Source organism: Gemmatimonadota bacterium, from assembly GCA_041390125.1.
GTDB lineage: Bacteria > Gemmatimonadota > Gemmatimonadetes > Longimicrobiales > Gaopeijiaceae > JAGQIF01.
In genome coordinates, this window is record JAWKQN010000002.1 from 286,686 (window position 1) to 308,568 (window position 21,883).

The 21,883-nt window shown below is 70.1% G+C and carries 17 protein-coding genes; 7 read left to right on the forward strand and 10 right to left on the reverse strand.

What is annotated here, in order from left to right; all coding sequences use genetic code 11:
* Nucleotides 1–54: 54 nt before the first annotated feature.
* From R3E98_01100 to R3E98_01120, 5 genes are all read right to left on the reverse strand, one after another.
* Nucleotides 55–2,409: an EAL domain-containing protein gene (locus tag R3E98_01100; protein MEZ4421978.1), complete on the reverse strand. Its 2,355-nt coding sequence runs from the start codon at nucleotides 2,407–2,409 to the stop codon at nucleotides 55–57.
* Between the two features lie 147 nt (nucleotides 2,410–2,556).
* Nucleotides 2,557–3,882 carry a hypothetical protein gene (locus R3E98_01105; GenBank protein MEZ4421979.1) on the reverse strand — a complete coding sequence of 442 codons (1,326 nt, stop codon included), beginning with the start codon at nucleotides 3,880–3,882 and terminating at the stop codon, nucleotides 2,557–2,559.
* A 100-nt stretch (nucleotides 3,883–3,982) separates the two neighbouring features.
* Nucleotides 3,983–5,944, reverse strand: a complete 1,962-nt coding sequence (locus R3E98_01110) for a pyrroloquinoline quinone-dependent dehydrogenase (protein MEZ4421980.1) — start codon at nucleotides 5,942–5,944, stop codon at nucleotides 3,983–3,985.
* Nucleotides 5,945–5,996: 52 nt separating this feature from the next.
* Nucleotides 5,997–7,529 (reverse strand): ankyrin repeat domain-containing protein, encoded by a 1,533-nt coding sequence (locus R3E98_01115; protein ID MEZ4421981.1) that lies wholly within the window; start codon nucleotides 7,527–7,529, stop codon nucleotides 5,997–5,999.
* A 273-nt stretch (nucleotides 7,530–7,802) separates the two neighbouring features.
* Entirely contained in the window at nucleotides 7,803–9,188 is a 1,386-nt protein-coding gene (locus tag R3E98_01120) for a Xaa-Pro peptidase family protein (GenBank protein ID MEZ4421982.1), read from the reverse strand.
* Nucleotides 9,189–9,333: 145 nt separating this feature from the next.
* Here R3E98_01120 and R3E98_01125 point away from each other — a divergent pair, with 145 nt between their 5' ends.
* From R3E98_01125 to R3E98_01145, 5 genes are all read left to right on the forward strand, one after another.
* Nucleotides 9,334–10,233, forward strand: coding sequence for an FkbM family methyltransferase (locus R3E98_01125; protein ID MEZ4421983.1), 900 nt, complete (start codon nucleotides 9,334–9,336; stop codon nucleotides 10,231–10,233).
* A 173-nt stretch (nucleotides 10,234–10,406) separates the two neighbouring features.
* A complete protein-coding gene (locus R3E98_01130) occupies nucleotides 10,407–10,748 on the forward strand; it encodes a PadR family transcriptional regulator (GenBank protein ID MEZ4421984.1) in 342 nt (113 codons plus the stop codon).
* Nucleotides 10,745–13,363 (forward strand): ADOP family duplicated permease, encoded by a 2,619-nt coding sequence (locus R3E98_01135; protein ID MEZ4421985.1) that lies wholly within the window; start codon nucleotides 10,745–10,747, stop codon nucleotides 13,361–13,363. Before R3E98_01130 ends, R3E98_01135 begins: the two co-directional genes overlap by 4 nt.
* Nucleotides 13,335–13,628 carry a DUF5675 family protein gene (locus R3E98_01140; GenBank protein ID MEZ4421986.1) on the forward strand — a complete coding sequence of 98 codons (294 nt, stop codon included), beginning with the start codon at nucleotides 13,335–13,337 and terminating at the stop codon, nucleotides 13,626–13,628. The genes R3E98_01135 and R3E98_01140 overlap by 29 nt, the downstream gene beginning before the upstream one ends.
* Nucleotides 13,625–13,840, forward strand: coding sequence for a hypothetical protein (locus R3E98_01145; GenBank protein MEZ4421987.1), 216 nt, complete (start codon nucleotides 13,625–13,627; stop codon nucleotides 13,838–13,840). Before R3E98_01140 ends, R3E98_01145 begins: the two co-directional genes overlap by 4 nt.
* A gap of 610 nt (nucleotides 13,841–14,450) precedes the next feature.
* Here R3E98_01145 and R3E98_01150 read toward each other — a convergent pair.
* The 4 genes from R3E98_01150 to R3E98_01165 all read right to left on the reverse strand — a co-directional run bounded on the left by R3E98_01150 (nucleotide 14,451) and on the right by R3E98_01165 (nucleotide 17,735).
* On the reverse strand, nucleotides 14,451–14,825 hold the full coding sequence (locus R3E98_01150) for a hypothetical protein (protein MEZ4421988.1): 375 nt from the start codon (nucleotides 14,823–14,825) through the stop codon (nucleotides 14,451–14,453).
* A gap of 541 nt (nucleotides 14,826–15,366) precedes the next feature.
* The gene (locus tag R3E98_01155) at nucleotides 15,367–15,897 is read right to left on the reverse strand and encodes a hypothetical protein (GenBank protein MEZ4421989.1); all 531 of its coding nucleotides are present in this window, start codon (nucleotides 15,895–15,897) and stop codon (nucleotides 15,367–15,369) included.
* Nucleotides 15,898–15,936: 39 nt separating this feature from the next.
* Nucleotides 15,937–16,602 (reverse strand): BRCT domain-containing protein, encoded by a 666-nt coding sequence (locus tag R3E98_01160; GenBank protein MEZ4421990.1) that lies wholly within the window; start codon nucleotides 16,600–16,602, stop codon nucleotides 15,937–15,939.
* 35 nt (nucleotides 16,603–16,637) lie between these two features.
* A complete protein-coding gene (locus R3E98_01165; GenBank protein ID MEZ4421991.1) occupies nucleotides 16,638–17,735 on the reverse strand; it encodes a type I restriction endonuclease in 1,098 nt (365 codons plus the stop codon).
* An 873-nt stretch (nucleotides 17,736–18,608) separates the two neighbouring features.
* Between R3E98_01165 and R3E98_01170 the strand changes: the two genes are divergently transcribed.
* Entirely contained in the window at nucleotides 18,609–19,487 is an 879-nt protein-coding gene (locus tag R3E98_01170; protein MEZ4421992.1) for an alpha/beta hydrolase, read from the forward strand.
* A gap of 4 nt (nucleotides 19,488–19,491) precedes the next feature.
* Nucleotides 19,492–20,562 carry a tartrate dehydrogenase gene (locus tag R3E98_01175; protein ID MEZ4421993.1) on the forward strand — a complete coding sequence of 357 codons (1,071 nt, stop codon included), beginning with the start codon at nucleotides 19,492–19,494 and terminating at the stop codon, nucleotides 20,560–20,562.
* A gap of 25 nt (nucleotides 20,563–20,587) precedes the next feature.
* Here R3E98_01175 and R3E98_01180 read toward each other — a convergent pair whose 3' ends face one another.
* The gene (locus tag R3E98_01180) at nucleotides 20,588–21,799 is read right to left on the reverse strand and encodes a serpin family protein (protein ID MEZ4421994.1); all 1,212 of its coding nucleotides are present in this window, start codon (nucleotides 21,797–21,799) and stop codon (nucleotides 20,588–20,590) included.
* Nucleotides 21,800–21,883: the final 84 nt, after the last annotated feature.

Genomic DNA, 21,883 nt, shown 5'->3' on the forward strand with positions numbered 1-21,883 from the left:
GATTCGGCGCCGTCCCCGCGGCCTGTCAAGCCGACCGCGGCCCGGCCGTTCCGGTCAGGCGACCCCGCCCAGCGCCTCCACGTAGCCCTGTTCGATCAGCGCTGGCACGTGGGCCGCCGCGATCGGAGGCCCGAGCAGGTTGCCCTGCAGGTAGGTCACCCCGAGCTGCAACAGCGTACGATGCTCCTCCGGGGTCTCGATCTGCTCGGCCACGATCTGCAGCTTGAGGTGCACCGCGATCGCGAACAGGCCCTGGACGATGTGCCGGACGCTCTCGGAGCGCTCCAGACCGCGGATGAGGCCGCCGTCCAGCTTCACACGGTCGAGCGGCAGATCCAGCAGATGGCGCAGCGGCACGCCGTCGCTGCCCAGGTCGTCCAGGGCGACCTGCACGCCGGCGTCGCGCAGCTCCACGAGCGTGTCACGGACCGCGGCCAGATCTGCGCAGCATACACGCTCCGTCACCTCCACGCCAAGCAGGTGAAGTGGGATCCCCGACGCCCGGAAGAGCGCGGGCACGGACTCCGATCCCGTGGCCACCAGGTCGGCGAGGCTCACGTTGATCCAGAACCGCCCCCCGAAGTCGTGGGGGACCAACGCGCTCAACTCGGCCACCCGCACCAGGATGATACGCAACCAGCGTGCGCTCGCGTCCAGCGCCTGCAAAGCGCGGATGAAGCTCTCGGAGGGGACGGCGCTGCCGTCGGCGCGCTCCCAGCGCGCCAGGACCTCGAAGCCCGCGACGCGCTGATTGGTGGCGCGCACGATGGGCTGGAAGACCGGCTGCACCAGGCCCGCGCCCAGGGCCTCCTCCAGCTCGTGGATCAGGTTGCCGTGCAGGTTCCGCTCGAACAGGGTGTGGCGGCTGCCTCGATCCTTCTTGGCATCCAGGAGCGCAACGTCCGCCTGGTGCAGGAAGGCCTCCAGCTCCACCGGTCCATGCGCGACCGCGACCCCGACGCTCACCTTCAGGGCCAGCTTGTGCCCGAGCAGGTCCAGCGGCTCCTGCAACAGGGTGCGGATCCGGTCGGCCACGGCCGCCGCCTCCGTTCCCGGATCCTGCAGCTCGTGCAGGACGATGACGAACTCGTCCCCGCCGATGCGCGCCAGCGTGTCGCTCGCATGGCGGACCACACCGCGACACACGTCGGCGAAGGCGATCAGCGCTGCATCGCCCACCGAGTGACCGTAGCGGTCGTTGATCTCCTTGAAGTGGTCCAGGTCCATGTGCAACAGCGCGAACGGCGCCCGCTGCGGGTCCCGCAGCCGCGCCTGCTCACGCGCGAACAGGGCGAAGCGATTCGAGATGCCCGTCAGGGCATCCGTCTCGGCCACGCTGCGCAGGTGCGCCTCTTCGCGCTGCCGCCCGCGCGACAGCCCGGCCAGGACCAGCGTGCCCAGCCCGAAGGCCGCCAATGCCGCGGCGAGCGCCGCCCGCCCGTTCTGCACCGCCCGTTGACGGGCGAGCGCCAGGACCGCTTCGGCCCGGACGAGGACGCGTTCGGCGGTATCGTTCAGGAGAGCGCCGGTCTGCGACGCGAACGGGACGATCTCGGATGCGTCGTGATACCAGGGGACGCGGGAGCGACCGACGAGGTAGTCGAAGTCGCCCTCGATGCGGCGCACGGCGGGATCGGCGCGCACGCCGGCGATCAGGGACGCGATGACGGCATCGGTATCGCGTGCCCGCGCGAGGGCCAGATCGTCCTCGAACGGCGAGAAGGCACCGGGATTGGCAACGCCCAGCTGCTCGAGGTAGGCGGCGTTGGAGGTGAAGACGCCCACGAGCGCGCCGTCCGCGGGCGTCGTGCCGTTCTGGAACGCGTGCCGGCTGAGCAGGAGCTCGCCGTACTGACCGGCGGTGTAGATCGAGTACTGGGCCCCGAGCACCGCCTCGAGCATCGTCGAGAAGCGGCCCAGGGGATCACTGGGGAAGATGCCCGTGAACCGGGTCGGGAAGTCCTCCAACCAGATCCGGTCCTGCGCCCGGTCGTGCTCCTCCTCCAGGTAGGCGGCGCCCTCCTCCGCCAGCACCCCGAGACGGTCCACCGTCGCACGCCACGCGGGCTCGGGCTGGAAGTCGGCCAGGTCCTGTCGCGCCCGCTCCAGCTCCCGCGCGAACCGGGCCAGCTTGCTCCGGAACGCCTCGTCGCCCTCTCCGCTGTACATCCACCACAACAGGGCCAGCTCGGCCTCTCCGGCGGCGTACCCCACCTCGCGCTCCATCCGCAACAGGCGAAGCCCCTGACCGAACGAGGCGATCTCGTCCACGGTGCTGCGGCTCCGGATGTAGAGCCCTCCCGACACCAGCAGGCCCACGGCGCAGAGGAACAGGGAGCCGGCGTACACGATCGCGCCGCCCGAGCCCTCGAGGAGCGCCGTGCGCAAGGAGCGGAGAAGGTGCTTCATGCCGCTGGTCCGATACTCTGTTCCTGTGGGCCCCGGGGATGGGACGACGTCGCCTCACGCCCCCACGGGAGATTTGCCCGCTCCTGTGGGACGTCTGCCACGCCTTCCGGACAGTGCCGGACGGAAAAAGGAAGAGGCGTGCCAGTGTCAATGCGGCGTTGACGCCCCCTGGAGGGCCCGTCCCACCGGGCGGAACAGTACCACGACCCCGGCCACCCGACCGACCAGGAAGGCCCCGAGCGCGGCGGTGACCCCCACCACGCCCAGGAGCCCGGTGAGCACCGGGAACGCCAGGAGGATCACCGCGACCTCGACCGCGGTGGAGGTGGTGATGGGACCCGTGCGGTGGGCCACGACCAGGATGCCCCGGTACAAGGAGAGCCACGCCGTGGCGAACGGCACGGGGGCCAGGAGCAGCGTGGGAAGGAAGGCGTAGCGGGCCAGGTCGGGGCTCAGCCCGGAGACGCCCTCGTACCACACGCGCGCCAGCGGGGTGGCGGCGACCGCCACGAGGATGGCCGTGGTGGCCGTGGCGAGCCCCCACGTGAAGCGGCGCAGCTCGGGCAGATGCTGCGCGCGCGGCCCCAGCAGGGCGATGGCGACCTCCTGGAAGGCCAGGCAGGCCGCGCGGAAGACGAAGCCCAGCGAATGCACGACCGGGAAGACCGCGAGCGACTCGATGGGGGCGGGCGCGCGTCCCATGAAGAACGTGAGCATGGGCTGCACGGCCAGCCCGATCAACGAGGTGAGCGCGAGCGGATAGTAGAAGCGGGCGATGGCGCCGTAGTCGAGCGCGGGCCCCGCGTCCGCGGCGCGCGGGAGCGCTTCGAGGCGCTGGACGCTGTCCCTCGCCATCCACCGGGTCGCCGCCGATTCGCCCACGACGCCGAAGACCAGGGCGCACGCGGCGATGACCGCGCCCGGCAGCGGGGCGAAGGCGTACAGCGTCAGGGACGTCGCGGCCATGCCCACCAACCGCACGACCGTGCCGACCGCCACCAGACGCGTGCGGTCGTCCCGGATCAGGATGCCCTGGTAGAAGCGACGGTAGCCGATGGCCGCCGGCCAGGGCAGCAGGATCCACAGCGACTGCGCGGTGAGGCGTGACACCTCCGGCGGCAAGGCGATGAGCCGGTCCATCACGAAATGGAAGACCGGCGGGATCAGGATCAGCACCAGCGCCGCGGTGGACAGACCGCACAGCGCGTAGGCGAACCGACGCAGGCGGCGGAACATCTCGCCGTCGGTGGCCAGGGCCGTCGACGCCGACAACAGCATGATGATCGGCGCTTCGACCAGGAAGCCGAACGCGAACGTGACGCCGTAGGCCGCGAGATTGAAGGCGGGATCGGCCAGGCGCGCGATGACCGCCGCCACGAACGGGCCCTCCACGGCCATCATCACCCACGTGGCCGCGAGCGGGAACCAGAAGCGGAGGATGGCCGCCTGGGAGCGGGGCTCGGGGGAGGTCATGACCGGCGGCGCGGCCCGGGCGGGATCGGCATGCGAGCCGGAATATCGGGGTGGGTTGACCGGGGTCAACCGGTCGGGTGTCCTCCCCGGCCGCGCGCCCCTACGGCAGCCGCAGCGCCACGAACTGCCCGCGCGTTTCGTGATCGCCGATCGGCACCACGATGTACTGCTTCCCGTCCGCCAGGTACGTCATGGGCGCACCGGACGTGCCCGCGGCCAACTCGGTCTCCCAGACCACCTCACCGGTGCGCTTGTCCCACGCGCGGAAGGCGCGCCCACCGGCGATGGGCAGCACCGACAGCGCGTCCTTGGAGCCTTCGCCCAGGAACAGCAGCGTCTTCGTCAGCAGCGGAGCGGGCCGCCCGCGCTGTCCCAGCCAGGGCACGTCGAGATCGCGCAGCAGCGGATGGTCGCGCGGCCCGGGTCCGTTGGCCTTCATCCAGAGGTGCTCGCCCGTGTCGAGGTCGATGGCCGTGATGCGTCCGTAGGGCGGCTTGAGCAGGGGCAGGCCCTGCGGCATCGGCACCTCGCGGGGCAGGCCCCGCACATAGGCGAAGTCCGAGCTGTCCGGGTCGGGGGCCACGAGCGCGGTCACGTTCGGCGACGTCACCGACGGGACGTAGAGCACGCCGGTCTCGGGGTCTACGGCCGCACCGTTCCAGTTCGCACCACCCACCCAGCCGGGCATGAGGAGGGTGCCCTGCGTCCCACCGGGCCGGTCGTCCCGGACGCTGGGCGGCGTGAACATCTCGCCCCAGACGAACCCGTCCAAGATCCGCTCCGCCTCGGCCCGCAGCTCCGGGGTGAAGTCGATCAGGTCGTCGCGCGTGATGCCTTGCAGGTCGAACGGCGCCGGTCGCGTCGGGAACGGCTGCGTGGGGGCCGCCACCTCACCCGGGACGGTGGACGCGGGGACCGGCCGCTCCTCGATGGGCCACACCGGCTCGCCGGTGACGCGGTCGAAGACGAACACGAAGGCCTGCTTGGTGACCTGGGCCACCGCCTTGATGGGCCGTCCGTCAACGGTGAGGTCGACGAGGTTCGGTGCCGCCGGCAGGTCGTAGTCCCACAGACCGTGGTGCACCATCTGGTAGTGCCAGACCAGCTCTCCGGTGGTGGCGTCGAGGCAGACCAGGCTCTCACCGTACAGGTTGTCCCCCGGACGATGCCCGCCGTACCAGTCGTTGGTGGTGGTCTTGAGCGGCAGGTAGACGTAGCCGAGCTCGGGATCGGCCGTCAGCAGGGTCCAGACGCCCGCGTAGCCCGTGCGGGACCACAGCGTATCCGCAGAGCTGACATTGTCGGCCTGCCCGGGTTGGGCCACGGGATCGAACCGCCAGCGCAGCGCTCCTGTGCGTACGTCGTAGGCGCGGATGTAGCTGGGCGGATGAGTGGTCCAGTTGCGCGTGGGGGTGAGCTGCTGTGCCCCCACGATGACCACGTCGCGGACCACGAGCGGCGCCGACGTCCAGCGGTAGAAGGTGACGCGCGTGTCGGGATCGTCCGTGAGGTCGATGCGACCCCCGTCGCCGAACGTCGGGATGGGCTCTCCCGTCGCGGCGTCCAGCGCCACCAGGTGTTGACCCGATCCGATGAAGATCCGCTCCCCGCCGTCGGGTCCGCTCCACCAGGCCACGCCGCGATTGGCGCGGCCGGACGGGCGCGCGTCCGTCCCTTCCCAGGGGCTCCAGGTCCACAGCGTGCGTCCGGTCACGGGATCGATCGCGGCGGCCTGGCCCAGGTTGGTGGACGTGTAGAGACGCCCGCCCACCTTGATGGGCGTGGACTGCAGCACGGGCTCCACGTCGAGGTCGGGGAAGCGCGCGAGCAGGTCGTAGTCCGCCGACTCCCACGTCCACGCCACCTCCAGGTCCGACACGTTGGTGGCGTCGATCTGGTCGAGGGGCGAGTACTTGCTGCTGCCGGCGTCGGCGGCGTAGTGCGTCCAGTCCGCGCCGGGCGCTGCGGCGGAGGGGCCGGGTTCGGTCGCGGTGCACGCCGACAGCGCGAGCACGGCCGCACCGCCCAGCACCCCGGCCCGGAACGGGGCCATCGATGTCATCCATCCCATCCTGTTCGAGTGGAGGGCAATGGACATCGGCCCCCGACCGCGGTCAACCGCGCGCGGCGCGGAGCACGGCGAGCACCTCCTCCGTGGCGTCGTTCCGGTTGGGACCGGGCTCGGCACCGGCCTTGAGGAGCAGCCGGGCCACGCCCGGATAGTCGCCCTCGGGCCTGGCACAGTAGCGGGAGCCGTGACAGCACCACCCGAGCGGCGTGCTTCCGTGTGTCGGATCGCGCACCTCCAGCAGCGCCCGCACGCCGGGGTGGCGTAGCGCCACCTGCACGCACTCGAGGGCACCCTCCCAGGCCGCGCAGTGCAGCAGCGTGCCCCCGTCCTGGCCCCGGGCCGCCGGATCGAACCCCAACTCCAGCATCAGCTCCACGGGTCGGGCCTGCCCGGCCCAGGCGGCGTCGGGAAGGGCGCGCTGGTCCGCGGGGGTCAGCTCATCCATGACGTGAGGGTGCTCCCGGAGCAGGGCATGGGCCTCGGCGGCGTTGCCACGGACGCACGCCGCCAGGAACCGTTGCCTGGGCGTGGCGAACGCCTGGAGCACCTGGAAGGCCTCCTCCTGATCGAACTGCGCGGCCACCTGCAGCGGCGAGAGGTTCTGGCCGATGGTCCACGTGTAGATGTGGACGCTGCTCGGTGGCTGCTCGGCAAAGTCCCCCTGCCCCGTGCGCGCACCGAGGAGCGTGGGGTCCGCCTCCAGCATCTCACGCAGCAGGTCGGCCCGGCCCAGCGCGGCGGCCAGGAACACGTCGGCGCGCGCACCCCGTTGCACGAGGTACGCGGCCAGAGGGAAGCGACCGGCATCGCGGCGTCGCTCGAGCATCCACTGCGCCGGTGACGCACGGTGGTCGACGTCCAACGCGTCGATGTCGGCGCCATGCGCGAGCAGCAGATCGACCACCTCGCGCGAGCGGGCGAAGTGCAACGGGGTCTGTCCGTCCCCCCCGCGCTGGTGGACACAGGACGGATCGTCTTGGATCATCCGAGCCAGGAGGTCGGGCCGATCGAGGTGCGCGGCCCCGCAGGCGTCGGGGTCGGCGCCCGCAGCCAACAGGCGTTGGGCGACCTCACCCTTCGCCACGTGGAGCGTGTGGAAGCCTCCGGCCCACCAGTCGCTGCGCCGATTGGGATCGGCCCCCAGCTCCAGCAGCAGCTCCACCATCTGCAGGTTGCCCTGGCCGGCGAAGTGGACCAGCGCGGGAGCGTCGAAGGAGAAGAGCGGGGCGTCGATCATCCGGCGGGCAACCGGATGGCGCTCGAACAGGGCGCGCAGCTCGGAGAGATCTCCGGCCGCGAACGCACGGCGAAATGTCTCGTGCAGAGCACCGTCCCGGAGGGCCTCGGACGCCGCGACGTGCGCCGCGAGCGCCGCCCAGTCGGCGAATCCGTACTCGCGGGCCAGCGTGAACTGGGCGTCGGCGAGGCCGATGTCGCGCTTGTCCGGGAGGTGCTGTCGGATGCGGGCGGTCGCGTCGGGATCCGCCGCCCGGTGGGCCCGGAGGAGGTCCTTGGCGAGCTTCTTCTGTTGTTCGAGCGAGGGCTGCGCGGGCAGGGGACGCCGTGGAGCGGACACCGATCCTCCTTCGTGTACGGCCGGTGTCCGCGCGTTCGGCCCCGAAGAAGGGTGACCGGTCGAGCCGTGTGGAGAGACAGGTGGGCGCAGCCCTTCCCGCGGACCGGGGGCACCCTGTCGGTGCACACGGGGAATGCTAGGACCGGCGGCCGCGGCCGGCAACGAGCGCCGGCCTCGATCGCCCTTCGCGCATCACCACGGACGGCGCCGGTCAGATCGCGGACGCGCGGTGGCCGCCTGGAAGGACGCGAGGCGCGTCGCCAGGCCGTGGTGCTACGGCACCACCGCACCCACCAGCGCCTCCAAGGCCGCCGGCTCCCGCGGCAGGCCCGCCGTCAGGACCTCCACGCCGTCCTCGGTCACCACCACGACGTCCTCGGTGAAGACGCTGATCCCGCGCTCATGGTTGTAGTACCAGGGCTCCACCGTGAAGACGGTCCCCGGCCGCAGCGGCTCGGTCTCGTCGAACGGATCGCCGGTGCTGAGTCCGATGGCGTGGCCGAAGAACAGGCCCACCTGCATGTAGGGCTTCTCGTGGTCGGGGATGGCCTCGTCCGCCACCCGGCGCAGGTCGGCGAACGTCACGCCGGGTCGGATCGCTGCCAGGATCCGGTCGGAGACGCCCACCTCCATGGTCAGCACCTCGCGCTGCTCGGCGCTGAAGCGGCCCGAGACCGGGAAGGTCCGCCCCACGTCGCTGACGTAGTGGTCCAGCTCGCAGCCCACGTCGAAGATCACGAGGTCGCCGGCCTGGAGCGCGCGGTTCCGGCGATCGTAGTGCGCCGCCAGGATGCGCCAGGGCCAGAGCGAGTTGGGACCCGACTTGATGATGGGGTGGAACGGGATGCGTTGCGCACCCCCGCGCTTGCAGGCGGCTTCGAACGAAGCCTCGAGGTCGCGCTCGGTCACGCCAGGCCGGACCAGGGCCGCCGCCTCCGCGATGGCGGAGGAGGTGAGCTGCGCGACCCGACGCACGCGGGTCATCTCGGCCTCCGTCTTCACGGCGCGCACGCGCTGGAAGACGGGCGTGGCGTCGCGCCGCTCCACGTCCGGATGGTGCGCGGCCAGCCAGGCGACGAGCCGCTGGGCCGGCGTGGGCGGAGGTCCGAAGAGCGCCGGCGCCGGCGGCTCCGGGGGTGCATGCACGTAGACGGCGCGGCCCGCCGTGGCTACGCGCTCCAGCCATCCGTCGAGGGAGTCCGCAGGCAGCACGCGCGCGATGCCGGTGCGCCGCGCCAACTCTGGATCGGACGCGAGGGCGCGGCCCGGGAAGTCGTTCCTGCGGGAGGGATTCTCGAAGCGGAAGTCGCGCTCGGGCACGAACAGCGTGGCGCCCTCCGCATCGATCGCGACCAGCGAGCGTGGCACCTCCAGGCCGGTGAGCCACCAGAAGTCGTCGTCCTGGCGGAAGGTCTCCCCGTCCGACAAGCCTTCCGCGCCAGGCACCAGCAGGACGGGCGCGCCGGCGCCACCCAGGGCCGTCAGCGCCTCCCGGGTGCGGTCGCGCCGCGCCTGCAACTCGGACGCGGGCTCGTCCATGGCGGTCCAGGCGAAGTAGGGTTGCTCGGGGGTCTGGGCCGAGCCGTGCAGGGGAACCACGGCGGCGAGCAGGACCCACGGGACTGCCAGGACGGACGCGGAACGGGCAGGCAGGGACATGAGGAGGACTCCGAGGTGCGGGCAGCACGACCGGCGGACGACGACCCTGCACGGTCGGGCCGCACGCGTTCTCGTACAAGCCCGGGCGCCGATGCGCGTCTGCGCGGCCGCCGTGGGGAACGTTGATCCCCGCCAGCGCGCGCGTATGGTGCAGGCGACACACGCGCCTTTCCGCGCCTCGATCGAGGAGCCGGACCTGAGCGATCTCTACGACGTCGAGCCCTTCGTTCCCGACGACGAGCCGGGCTTCGGGGCCTTCCGCCCCCGCGGGCTCCAGGCGCTCCTGCTCCGGATCGTGCGCATCCAACCGCTGAATCGCGGCCGCTCCCGCCGCCGCGTGGCCGATCTCGTGCGACGCTTTGCGCCCGACGGTGTCGTGGACACGCGCATGCGCGGTGCGGCCTTCCGCTTGCGTGGACGCAGGAATCTCATCGAGGACGCCATCCTCGTCCGTCCCGGCTACAACCGCCGCGAGATCGACTTCCTGATTGCCGGCACGCCGATCGGCGGGGTCTTCGTGGACCTGGGGGCCAACGTCGGGCTGTACACGCTTCCCCTGGCCTTGCACGTCGGCGCCGCCGGGCGGGTGCTCGCGGTCGACGCCAATGCGGAGATCCTGCGCGCCCTCGCCTTCAACGCGCACGCCTCCGGGTGCGCGAACGTGCGGCTCGTGCACGCGGCGGTCTCGGACGAAGAGGGGCGTGCCCACCTGGAAATCCGCAAGGACGACCTCGCGATCGTGGAGGTGGCGGAGGATCCCGCGGGGCCCATCCCGGTCCGCACCCTCGCCGCCCTGGTGGGCGAAGCGGGCCTCGAGCGCGTGGACTCGGTGAAGGCGGACATCGAGGGCTTCGAGGATCGGGCGCTGCTGCCGTACCTCGAGAGCGCTGCCCCGACGCGGCTGCCCTCACATCTCGTGCTCGAGCATTCGGCACGTCCGGCCTGGAAGAGGGACTGCTTCCCCATCCTCGATCGACTGGGCTACGAGGTCGTCGGCCGAGAGCGGAGCAACACGATGCTGCGGATCCGCGGCCCACGCGGCTGAACCGCCCCGCCCCTCCCATTGACATCTTAGGGGAATCCCGCGAGCGTTCCCCTAAACATCTTTGGGGAATGCCTCCGCAGCCCGGGCCTTCTGACCCCCGCAGCCCGGGCCCCGTGGACCACTGTGGTCCGGCACGCGTGGCCCCCACCCGATCCGCTCCAACGGAGCTGCGCATGAGCCGGATGGACATCCTGCAGGGCACCCTCGACGTGCTGATCCTGCGCACGCTGACGGCCGGGCCCCGCCACGGCTACCAGATCGCGCGCACCATCAAGGCGCTCTCGGAGGAGGTGCTCCAGGTGGAGGAAGGCGCGCTCTACCCTGCCCTGCACCGCCTCAAGGCGCGCGGGTGGGTGATCGCGGAGTGGGGGCTGTCCGAGAACAAGCGGCGCGCCCGCTTCTATCGGCTGACCGCCGCCGGTCAGGACGCCTTGGCGCGGGAAGCCAGCGGCTGGGACCGCTACGCCGGCGCGGTGGGGCGCGTGCTCGCGGACGTGCCGCGGGAGGGCGCGTGAGCCGGGGGCTGGGCGGGCGTCGCCCGGAGGAGGCGGAGCGCGAGATCGCCGAGGAGATCGAAGCCCATCTCGCGCACCGCGTGGACGCCCTGATGGAGGAGGGTCTCGACCCCGACGCGGCCCGGCGGCGCGCACGCGCGGAGTTCGGGGACGTGCAGCGCTGGCACCGGGAGTGTGCCGAGATCGAGCGGCGGGAGCGCATCGGCTCGGCGCTGCGTCGAGCCCGCTCGCGGGTGGCGCAGGATCTCGCGTTCGCGGTGCGCCAGCTGCGCCGCAGTCCCGGGTTCGCGGCCGTGGCCCTGGCCACGCTCGCGCTCGGCATCGGGGCCACCACCACCATCGTGGGCGTCGTGCGTGCCGTGGTGCTGCAACCGCTGCCGTTCAGCGAGCCCGATCGTCTGGTGTGGCTGGACGAGACCACGCCGGCAGGGGCGGGCTTCTCCGTGGCGGAAGGCAACTACGTCGACTGGCGCGCGAGCGCGTCCACCCTCTCGGACGTCGGGGCCCTGCGCTCCCAGATCGGGACGCTGAGCGGCGACGAACCGCGCGCCCTGCGCGTCGGCCGGTCCAGCGCCTCGCTGTTGCCCACGCTGGGCGTGGCGCCGCGGCTCGGGCGTGGATTCACCGAGGACGAGGACCGCGCCAGCGCGCCCGCCGCCGTGGCGGTGCTGGGCGATGCGCTCTGGCGGGACGCGTTCGGTGCGGACGCCGACGTGATCGGCCGGGACATCGTGCTGGACGGCGTCGCCCACCGCGTGGTCGGCGTGCTGCCCGAGCAGACCTCCTTCCTGGACCAGCCGGACGTGCTGGTCCCCCTGGGTGCGGACGCGTCGGCCCCCCGGGACGACCACGACCTGGCCGTGGTGGCCCGGCTCGCGCCGGACGCGTCGGCCACCGCCGCCGACCGCGAGCTGGATGGGGTGGCCCGACGCATCGCCGAGATCCATCCCGTGGTGGAGGGCTGGGGCGTGCGGGCGCGGCCCATCTCCGACGTGCTGATCGGCGAGAGCCTGGCCCGCGCCGGGAGCGTGCTCCTGGTGGCGGCGATTCTGCTCCTGCTGATCGCCTGCGTGAACGTCTCCAACCTGCTCCTGGCCCGTAACAGCGTACGCGCGGGTGAGCTGAGCGTGCGGGCGGCGCTCGGCGCCAGCCGGGGCCGCATCGGCGCCCAGCTCTTCACCGAGGGATTGCTCCTGGCCGCCGCCGGCGGGCTGCTGGGGCTCGGGCTGGCGCGAGCGCTGCTGCCGCTCGTCCAATCGCTGGGCGCCGGCCAGGTGCCGCGGCTGGACCAGGCGACCCTGGATCCGTGGACGCTGGCCGCCTGCGCGGGTGCGGTGCTGCTGTCCGCGGCGGTCTTCGGGCTGGCACCGCTGCTGGATCTGCGCCGCCCCCAGGCCTCCACGCTCCGGGAGACTCCGGGCAGCGGAGGGACGGCCCGGGCGCTGCGCCTCCGGTCCGTGCTCGTCACGGGACAGGTGGCGCTGTCGGTGTTCCTGTTGCTCGGCACCGGCCTGTTGCTCCGCTCCTTCCTCCGCCTGTCGGCCGTGGATCCGGGCTTCGAGGTGGAGCAGCGCGTCGCGGTGCGCGTGGACATGCCCGACCGGCTGTACGGACCGGAGCAGCGACACGTCCTGCTGGACCAGATCCTGGAGCGGGTGCGTGGCGTTCCCGGCGTCACGGCGGCGGGCGCCAGCGCGGTGCAGGTCTTCAGCGGGTTCAACCTGGCCAACTTCGCGGCCCGTGCCGACCGGATGCCCACCGAAGCCACCGGCTTCCTGCCCATCGGCTGGCGCGTGGTCACGCCGGGCTGGTTCGAGGCCATGGGCATCGACGTGCGTAACGGACGTGCGTTCGGGCCGGGAGACGACTGGGAGGACGGGACGCCCACGCTGATCAACGCCGCGCTCGCCGAGCAGCTCTGGCCGGGCGAGGACGCGGTGGGGGGCACCCTCGTCTGGGGGGACCCGGAAGGATCGCGCCTCCGCATCGTAGGGATCGTGGACGACGTGCGGGACGTGCAACTCACGGAGGCGGCGCAACCGATGGTGTTCCGGAGCCACCGCCAGATCCCCTGGGCCGCCATGACGGTGGTGGCGCACGTGGACGGACCGCTCCCGGCGGTGGGCGCAGCCGTCCGCCAGGCCGTGCGCGAGGTGGCGCCCGGCCTGCCCGTGCCTCCGGTGCGACCGCTCTCGGTGGACGTGACGCAGGCGCTGGCGGCCCCGCGCTTCAATGCGGTGCTGGTGGGCACGTTCGGGGTGGTCGGCCTGCTGCTCGCGCTGATCGGCGTGTACGGTGTGACGTCCTGGGCGGTGCGTCGGCGCGAGCGCGAGATCGGCATCCGCCTGGCGCTGGGGGCCGAGCCCTCCGAGATGCGCGGCCTGGTGTTGGGGTCGAGCCTCAAGCTCGCGCTGGTCGGCACGGCGATCGGCGTGCTCGCCGCGCTGGGCGGCGCCCGTGCGGTGGCTACGCTGCTCTACGAGACCGCTCCGTCCGATCCGGCGACCTGGGTGCTCGTGCCCACCCTGTTGCTCGCCGCGACCGCCCTGGCCTCGTGGATCCCCGCGCGGCGGGCCACGCGGGTGGATCCCAAGGTGGCGTTGGCGGCGGAGTAGGGAGGTACCGGGTCGCCTTCGAGCGGGGCTCCAGGACGTCCCCGGCTTCGAGTGGGTGCTGATCCACATCGGGAACGACGACGACGACACCGCCGGCTGCATCCTGCTGGGCGACCTGGCCTCGTGGGACATGACGCTCCAGCGCAGCGAGGCCGCCAACGTCCGCCTATACCCCCGCCTCGCCGAAGCCGCAGAGCGACGGGAGCTGGCCATCATCATCCGCGACCTCGACCTCAAGCGCCGCGACCTGGAGCTCGCCGCGTGAGCGTGCTCATCCGCGAGCGGCTCGACCCCGCCCGGGTCGGGGCTTACGGCGAATGGGTCACCGTCGACGGCGAGCCCTACTGCCCCTGCCGGACCCGGATCTCCGGGGAGGTCGAGACCTGGCTTGCTTCGCTCGCGGTCTGGACCGCGATGCTGGGGACTGAGTCGATCCCGCACGACTTCGTGTCGACGACATGTGCGCGATCGTGCTAAGGGCGACGCTCGGGTCCGCGGAGCAGCACCCCCCTGCTGAATCCATGACGGGCACTCCTCGAGTGGCGCGAGGACCTGCGCTCAAGGTGGTCAGCGGACTTCCTCTTCGTTCGGAACTCGTACCGGGCCCCCGCGCTCAGGGCCGCGGCTGGATCCGCGGGCGCGTGTCCCAGGCGCGGGCGTGGGTGACGAACTTCGGCGGATGGCTGTCGAGGCGGGCCGGACCCCTTCTACCCAGCGGACGCTCGTGGTGGAGCGGTTCCTCGAGCGGTTCGACCACTAAGGCCAGTTGCTTGCGTCCTTCTCAGCGAAGCCTGTCGTGGTGAGGATCACGCGAGGCGGAGGGTCCGCCCCCCACCTCTCTAACCACCCAAGGCTCGCTACCCGATCAAGGTCCGATCGAAGGGGGGCGTGCTCGGTAAGCGCCGATTCCGTGACGCCGAAGAAGTAGACCGCTCGACCGCTGGAATCGGTCACCTTCCAGGTGGCACTGGACGTGTTGAAGTCGTCGGAGCCCATCTCCACGGCTCCACCCGGAGCTCGATGGTCCTGCAACAACCGGATCCACCGGTCAACGATGGCAACCCCTCCGGCCCTTCGCGCGGCGAAGTCACTCATGACGTCCCCGGCCGGAGGGGTCGGTGCCTTCGTCTGCGGTTTGCTCTGTTGGTGAGGCATCCACTAGCCGACACCACTGGGCGAGCGCCGAGCAAGACAGGATAAACGCCTGGACGAATAGCACCGGCGGTCCAGCGGGCACCCAAAGCATGCGTACTTCCTGTTCGGGACTGAACTCGCTGCGCTTGTGAAATCCCGTCTCGCCCGGTTCGGGGTCGACTCCGGTGAACGACAGGTCGCCGTAGGTGACCTCTTGGCACAGCGCGGCCCGGATCAAGCCCTCACCGGCGAGCACGTCAGACAGAAGGGCGAAGAACGGGTCCGGGTCGACAATCTCGACGGCGAAGCGGCCGAATTTCTCGTCCACCCCGTCCGGCCTCTTCGTGAGGCAGAGGAGCCACGCATCCGGGATAAGATCAATCCTCACATTGTTCCGGATAGACCCTTCTTGGATCCGTCCGTGAAAGCCGATACGGCTCGCGACGGTCCTGAAGTCCGGGTCATCGGTTCCCCCTTCTATTGCCCCAGTGCTATAGAAACGCGTGCCCTCAAGCGCGTCGCCCCTAGAAGGATCTTCGGTAGCTCGGCATGCATTCAGGGTGGATATCCGTACGCGGCCTCGGGCGAAATCCATGGCATACTCCTCCGCCGGGAAGTAGCGATAGAGAGGCCCGTCGATCTTCGCTGGAGTAGCCATGGTTAGTACTCTTGGTGTCCGTCGCACCACGCCTCCGCTCAAGTGATGTGACGACCGCCGTGCCCTCGGCCGTCGCCTCACGAGGCCGCTGGCCACCTGCCCGATCAGGAGATCGCGGCTGGACTCCGGATCGATGTGGAGAAGGCCCCTGCCGCGACGCTGTCGCGGCCGGGCTCTCCCGATCCAACGAACCCTGGTGGTGGAGTGGTTCCTAGAAGGCCTGGGGTAGGGCGTCGATGATGGCCTGAGCCACGGCCCGATGAGCCTCCTCGGCATCTACTCGCCACCAGTTCCCATTCTGAGAGGGAATGTCCTGCACGCCAGGTCCCGTCAGCCTCAAGCTCTTGATATCCTCCTCAAGGTGCCACTCCCCGAGCCACTTGATGCCGTCTTCGGCTGACTTTATGGAGTTGGGAGCGCGAAAGAGCAACTGTGGCTGAATGAACCCCCAAATCGAGTTCCTCGCGCCGAGGCACATGACCTTGAAAACCTCCTCGATCGACCCCCTGGGCTCGAACTTCGCGACTCCGCGGTCGACCGCTTCCTCGAGGAACATCACTGAATCGTCGGGGGCGGCTATCACGCTTGGTCCTGGAAGGTACCTTAGCGGTGGGGGAATCGTGAGGATGCCAGCGGCCTGCTCCCACAGAGAGTCGTGCTCGTAGAAGTGGAGCCCCTGAGGACCTCGGTGGACGGCTATGCGAGTGGGGAGCCTCGGAAGGGTCGACGTCGTTTCAGGCATGCCCGCGGTCTCCAACAGAATGGTGCGTAACTCCTACGTTCAGTATCCCGGCAGCTGGAGCTCCTGTGGGATCTCCTGCATCAGGCGGACGTAGGCCGCCGACCCCTCCTCCCGCTCGAACCACCGCGACTCGCCATCGATGCCCTCGACCTCCTCGAAGACCCGTTCGATCTCGTCGACCCAGGCGCGAGAGCTCGCCTCAAGGGGGACCTGCCTTACGACTCGAACCTCGACGACGATGTCAGTGACCTCACCGAGGATCGCGTCGTCGTACAGCTCCCGGAATGCGCCGACGTAGTGCCCTTGGGCGGACACGTGGGCCCCCTCGCGCCGCAGGCGGTTCAGTGCCTGGTGAAAGTCTGCGAACTGGACGTACTCGCGGCTGGAGCGGAGGAACCGGTAGGTCACGACGATGACCTTCGCGTCGATCTCGCCGACGTTGACCTCTGCACAGGTTGCCAGCGCGTCCATGAACTGGGTCTCGTTCAGGATGTGCGGCCTACGCGCGAGGGCGCGGAGCTCCATCGCTTTCTCGATCTTCCTGCCGTAGCCGCCATGCTTCCAGTGGGGAGAGCCCTTCGCCCCGACGACCAAATAGTCGAGCCTCTCATTCACTTCAGTCTGGGTCTGGCCTCCTCGCGCCCTCACCTCGCGCTGGCCGGCCGTCCGTTTCAGGCTCAGCATCCCGCCGGTGAAGCAGAACACGCGGCCATCGAAGCTGACTGCCAGGTCACGGCCGCTCAGGATGTTACCTCCTCTTCGTCTGCATAGAGCGCCAGCGTTCCGACGAGCCGGTCTGCGAGGGAGTAGATGTCGTCGATGGAATCGATTGGCACCCTCGCTTCCTGTGCCTTTCCCCTATCGAACAGCCCGACGTACTTCTGAGACGTGTTGAAATAGAAGCGACACAGAGGCTTACGATTGTTGTCATCGAGCAGGACACCGAAGTAGCTCTTCACATCACGCGGTGCGATCCGGTCAGCGGAGATACGCTGGCGTAGGATCGCCTTAACCGTATGGAAGGCCTCGAGTTCTTCGTCGGTCGTCGCGACCTCGGAGCTTCCAGACGACTTTGCGTCCCCAAGGGTGCCGGCGTCGCGGGCCATTGGTTCGGCCGATTCTTCGGTCGAGGCCAGCGCTGACTTGAGGCGGTCGCTGATCTGCTCGTTTACGAAGAGCCGGAACGCCTTCTGGACGAGCGGCTTGAACTGGTCCTTTACCGCCTGGGTCACCCGCCCCGAATAGACGGCGGAAATAAACAGCCGAACCAGCTCCTCGGACGGGTCGTTGAGTTGTTCAGCAAGCAGACGTTTGATCTCTCGAGTGTACTTCAGGTCGGACGCTGCTTCGATGATCGCGTTCTGGTCGAAGTGGGACTTAGTGAGCTTCTTCAACTCCGGAACCACGGCGTCCTGAATGTCGAGAAGATTGAACTCAAGGAAGGGGCGCGAGTCCATCTTGTTGGGTGCGTCCAGGTCCGAGAAGAACCGGTATATGAGGCCGTTGGTCAGCACACCGATGCGCGCCTGAGTCACACTGAAGTACCTGTAGAGCTGGGATGGTGTGATGCGATCGAGGTTGGCGTTCACGGCCTTACACTCGAAGAGCATGATCACCTGTCCATCCTTCAGGATGGCGTAGTCGACCTTCTCTCCCTTCTTGACCCCCACATCAGCGGTCAGCTCTGGGGTCACCTCTGTCGGGTCGAAGACGTTGTAGCCGAGCGCATTGATGAACGGCATGACCAGAGCATTCTTCGTCGCCTCCTCAGTGGCTAGCCGGTCCACCTGCTTCGAGACTCGAGAAGCGAGGGCCATCAACTGGTCGAGGAAGTCCATGGGTCGGCTCAGTTGTGTCGGGGGACGGGGGATCGCGCGGGCTGGGTTGAACTATTCAGCCATGCTCACGAAGCGACCTCGTTGATACGGTTCTGAAAAGCTTCACCTACGCTGGACCGAATATACATCTCCAGCCGAAGGTCTCCTCTAATGTCTCTCGTGTCCACCCGCCGGTCCGAGACCCCGCAGCTCGGCGCCCAGCCGGGCGATACCATCGAGCTGGATCCTCAGCACCCCCACTGAGCCGCTCCTGCTGGGCCGCGACCCACGGAGCTGAGGTCCTCCCGGTGCTGCTACCGTACGTGGACCCCCTCACCCCCCTCGGTGACCCCCTCACCCCCCTCGGTCCCTCCGCTTCCCTGAGCCCGCGTGGCCTCCAGGTGCTTCTCGGATCCGACGGTCACGAGCGGCGCGCTGCTCCGCCTCGGAAGCTCTTCGGTAGGAAGCCTGTCGAGGAGGGCGCCCCAGGATCGTTCAGGCGTCTTCAGTCGCCGTCCGACATCCGTCTGCTAGGCCGGGCGACGAGGGGGCGGCTCCGGACCCCAGCCAGTGGTCCACCTCCCCGACGCGTCTTCGCCTCGAGGCGCTTCGACCCTCCGCCTTGACACAAGAGCCGAGAGGAGGCGTCGGGTGAGCGCTCGGCCGCCCGCACCAGGAACGGCTGTTTACATGTCGCAAGTCTTGGGTGATGCTCCATGTGTTTGGACAACAACAGAGATATGGGGTCCGACGAAGTCCCACAACCAGCACGCCCGCCAGATGACTGCGGGTGGCCCCGGCATCCACGGACCCTATCTTCAGCACCGCCCACTCCGTGCTTTGGCGGAGCGGTCCAGCGCCCGCTCCTACGTCACCCCCGGCCCCCACCGCCCCATGTTCGACGGCTTCCGCCCCTTCACCCAGACCGTGGACGGCATCGACCTCCACGGCGTCCTTGGCGGCTCCGGCCCCCCGCTCCTCCTGCTGCACGGGTATCCGCAGACGCACGTCATGTGGCACAAGGTGGCACCGCTGCTGCGGGACCACTTCACGCTCGTCGTGGCCGATCTGCGCGGCTACGGCGGGTCCTCCAAGCCGTCCTCCACGCCGGACCACGCGCCCTACTCCAAGCGCGCCATGGCCGCGGACCTGGTGGGCCTCATGGAACACCTGGGCTTCGCGCGCTTCGGCGTCCTGGCGCACGACCGGGGGGCGCGGGTCGCGCACCGTCTCGCGCTCGACCACCCGGCCCGTGTGAGCGGCATGGTGCTCCTGGACATCGCGCCCACCCGGGAGATGTACCGGGACGCCACGGACGACTTCGCCCGTGCCTACTGGCACTGGTTCTTCCTGATCCGGCCGGCGCCCATGCCCGAGCGCATGATCGGCGCCGATCCGCGCGCCTATTGGCTGGAGAAGTGTGGCGGCGGCTCCGCCGGCCTCACGCCCTTCACGGACGACGCGCTCCGAGCGTACCTGGACGCCTTCGACGATCCCGCCGCCATCGCCGCGAGCTGCGAGGACTATCGCGCGGCCGCCACCATCGACCTGCGGCACGACGACGAGGACGGGGGCCGGAAGATCGGCTGCCCCGTGCGCGTGCTCTGGGGCGCGCGCGGCGTCATCGAGCGCTGCTTCGACTGCCTGGCGCTCTGGCGCGAGCGCGCCGACCATGTGGACGGTCAGAGCCTCTCCGGCGGGCACTACCTGGCGGAGGAGCTGCCCGAGCAGGTCGCCGAACAGACCCTGGACTTCCTCGTCGGAAAGGATTGAACCGATGCCCTCCCCTGCACGATACCGGATCGCCACCATCCCCGGAGACGGCATCGGCGCGGAGGTGATCCCCGCCGGACAGCACGTCGTGGACGCGGTGGGCCGCCGCCACGGCTTCACCGTGACCTGGGACGTCTTCGACTGGTCCTGTGCCCGCTACCAGGCCACCGGACGTCTGATGCCGGAAGACGGCATCGCGCAGGTGAGCGCGCACGACGCCATCTACCTGGGTGCCGTCGGCGCGCCCGACGTGCCCGACCACGTGTCGCTGTGGGGGTTGCTCATCCCACTCCGGCGGGAGCTGGATCAATACGCCAACGTGCGCCCGGTGCGGCTGCTGCGGGGGGTGCGCTCGCCGCTGGCGGACCGCGACGCCTCCGACATCGACTTCGTGGTCGTGCGCGAGAACGTGGAAGGGGAATACTCCGAAGTGGGCGGACGCGTCTACGCCGGGACGGAGCGCGAGACCGTGGTGCAGGAGTCCGTCTTCACCCGGCGCGGCGTGGACCGGATCCTCGACTACGCGTTCGGATTGGCCAGCACGCGCCCGCGCCGGCACGTCACCTCCGCCACCAAGTCCAACGGCATCGTGCACACCATGCCGTTCTGGGATGAGCGCTTCCGCGCCGCCGCGGCCCGCCATCCGGACGTGGGCACCGCGCAGTTCCACATCGACATCCTGACCGCGCACTTCGTGCTGCACCCGGACTGGTTCGACGTGGTCGTGGGGTCCAACCTGTTCGGCGACATCCTGTCGGATCTCGGGCCCGCGGTGGCGGGCTCCATCGGCATCGCGCCCTCCGCCAACTTGAATCCGGAGCGCGCGTATCCGTCGATGTTCGAGCCCGTGCACGGCTCGGCGCCCGATATCGCCGGGCAGGGGATCGCCAACCCGGTGGCGGCCATCTGGAGCGCCGCGCTCATGCTCGAACACCTGGGGCAGCCGGATGCGGCCCGCGAGCTGGAGCACGCCATCGAGACGTCCATCGAACGGCCGGACACGCGCACGCGCGACCTGGGGGGGAGCGCCACCACCGTGCAGGCGGCCGAAGCCGTGGTGGCGGCCTTGCGCTGAGGCGAGGGCGCCGCCCCCCGCCTTTTCAGCTCGGGTCGTTCAACACCCCCAGGAACAGCAGCGTCCCCGACAGCCGTTCCCGGATGGCGAAGACGAAGGGCCGGTCGAAGCGGATCTCGGGCGACGCCGCCGCCTCCAGGACGGCCACGCCCGTGGCGGCCGCGGCCTCCGTGCCCTTCTCGTCCACAGCGATGAAGCTCTTCTGCTTCACCTCGTCGATGTAGACGCCTCCGTTCTGTACCATTCGGCTGAAGTCCGCCCGGGCCGCGTCGAACGCCGCATCCATCCCCAGCGCGATCAGCACGTCGTTCAGCTGCTTCTCCCACGCCAGCTCGAAGCGGGGGAGCACCACGGTGCCTTCGGTCTCGATCAGGCCCTCCGTGATGCCGCGCCAGCGCTCCGCATCCAGAGCGCGGGCCAACGCGCCCGCGCTGGTCCCCTCCCGCGGCAGCAGCGCCACGAACGAGAAGGCACCCCCGCCGTACGGGAGCTCGACCGCAGAGAGGCCCGCGTCACCGTACATGGACATCGTGCCCTCCCGCCGCATGAGCGGCACGTGGACCGGCCCGCCCGGCGTGGCGAACGGCTCGGTGCGGGTGTCGTCGCGGTCGAAGGTCTCGGTCCAGTCCGCCTTGAAGTACACGGCGTTCAGCAGCAACACGACCAGATCCGGCGGGAGATCGTCATACATGCGCGGGATCTTTCCACCGGTCCCGTCCGACACCCATCCGTTGATCCGGGCGAGCGTCCCGGGGGCGGCGAAGTCCACCATCTCGGCCGTGGCGTCGAAGTGCTCTGCCACGCGGTCCAGGAAGTCGCCGAGGATGGGGTAGCCCAACCGCGCCCAGACCGAGTTGGCGATCCGGACGTCGACCACGGGATCCAGCCCGGTCAGCAGACCGATCAGGTCTTCGTAGCCCTGGTTGATGGCGCTCTCGTCCAGGCCTCCGAACCCGAGCGCACCGGCCATCCCGTCGAAGGTGGTGCCGGCCGCGCCGTTGAGGGTCATCCCCAGCGCCATCGACGCGGACAGCGGCGAGAAGAACAGGTTGGCCTCCGGATCGTCCGCGGACAGGGGTCCGAGCAGGTCGAAGCCGAACGACGTGCTGCGCTCGATGAGCAGACGCTCGTCGCTGGACAACGTGCGGGGCAGCTGCGTGATCGGCGCGCCGGGGCCGGTGCTTCCCTCCCCGCATGCGAGCAGCAGGGCGGTCACGAACAGGGAGAGTCGGCGCATCGGAGGCCTCCGGGCGTATCGGATCAGGACGCGGTCGGCGCTCCTGCCAGGAGCGTGCCGCCACCGCGAGCGAGCCGCCGGACC

Coding starts and splice junctions, on each gene's coding strand:
- R3E98_01100 (MEZ4421978.1), bottom strand. CDS start 2,409: ATGAAGCACCTTCTCCGCTCCTTGCGCACGGCGCTCCTCGAGGGCTCG.
- R3E98_01105 (MEZ4421979.1), bottom strand. CDS start 3,882: ATGACCTCCCCCGAGCCCCGCTCCCAGGCGGCCATCCTCCGCTTCTGG.
- R3E98_01110 (MEZ4421980.1), bottom strand. CDS start 5,944: ATGACATCGATGGCCCCGTTCCGGGCCGGGGTGCTGGGCGGTGCGGCC.
- R3E98_01120 (MEZ4421982.1), bottom strand. CDS start 9,188: ATGTCCCTGCCTGCCCGTTCCGCGTCCGTCCTGGCAGTCCCGTGGGTC.
- R3E98_01125 (MEZ4421983.1), top strand. CDS start 9,334: ATGGTGCAGGCGACACACGCGCCTTTCCGCGCCTCGATCGAGGAGCCG.
- R3E98_01130 (MEZ4421984.1), top strand. CDS start 10,407: ATGAGCCGGATGGACATCCTGCAGGGCACCCTCGACGTGCTGATCCTG.
- R3E98_01155 (MEZ4421989.1), bottom strand. CDS start 15,897: ATGCCTGAAACGACGTCGACCCTTCCGAGGCTCCCCACTCGCATAGCC.
- R3E98_01165 (MEZ4421991.1), bottom strand. CDS start 17,735: ATGGACTTCCTCGACCAGTTGATGGCCCTCGCTTCTCGAGTCTCGAAG.
- R3E98_01170 (MEZ4421992.1), top strand. CDS start 18,609: ATGTTCGACGGCTTCCGCCCCTTCACCCAGACCGTGGACGGCATCGAC.
- R3E98_01175 (MEZ4421993.1), top strand. CDS start 19,492: ATGCCCTCCCCTGCACGATACCGGATCGCCACCATCCCCGGAGACGGC.
- R3E98_01180 (MEZ4421994.1), bottom strand. CDS start 21,799: ATGCGCCGACTCTCCCTGTTCGTGACCGCCCTGCTGCTCGCATGCGGG.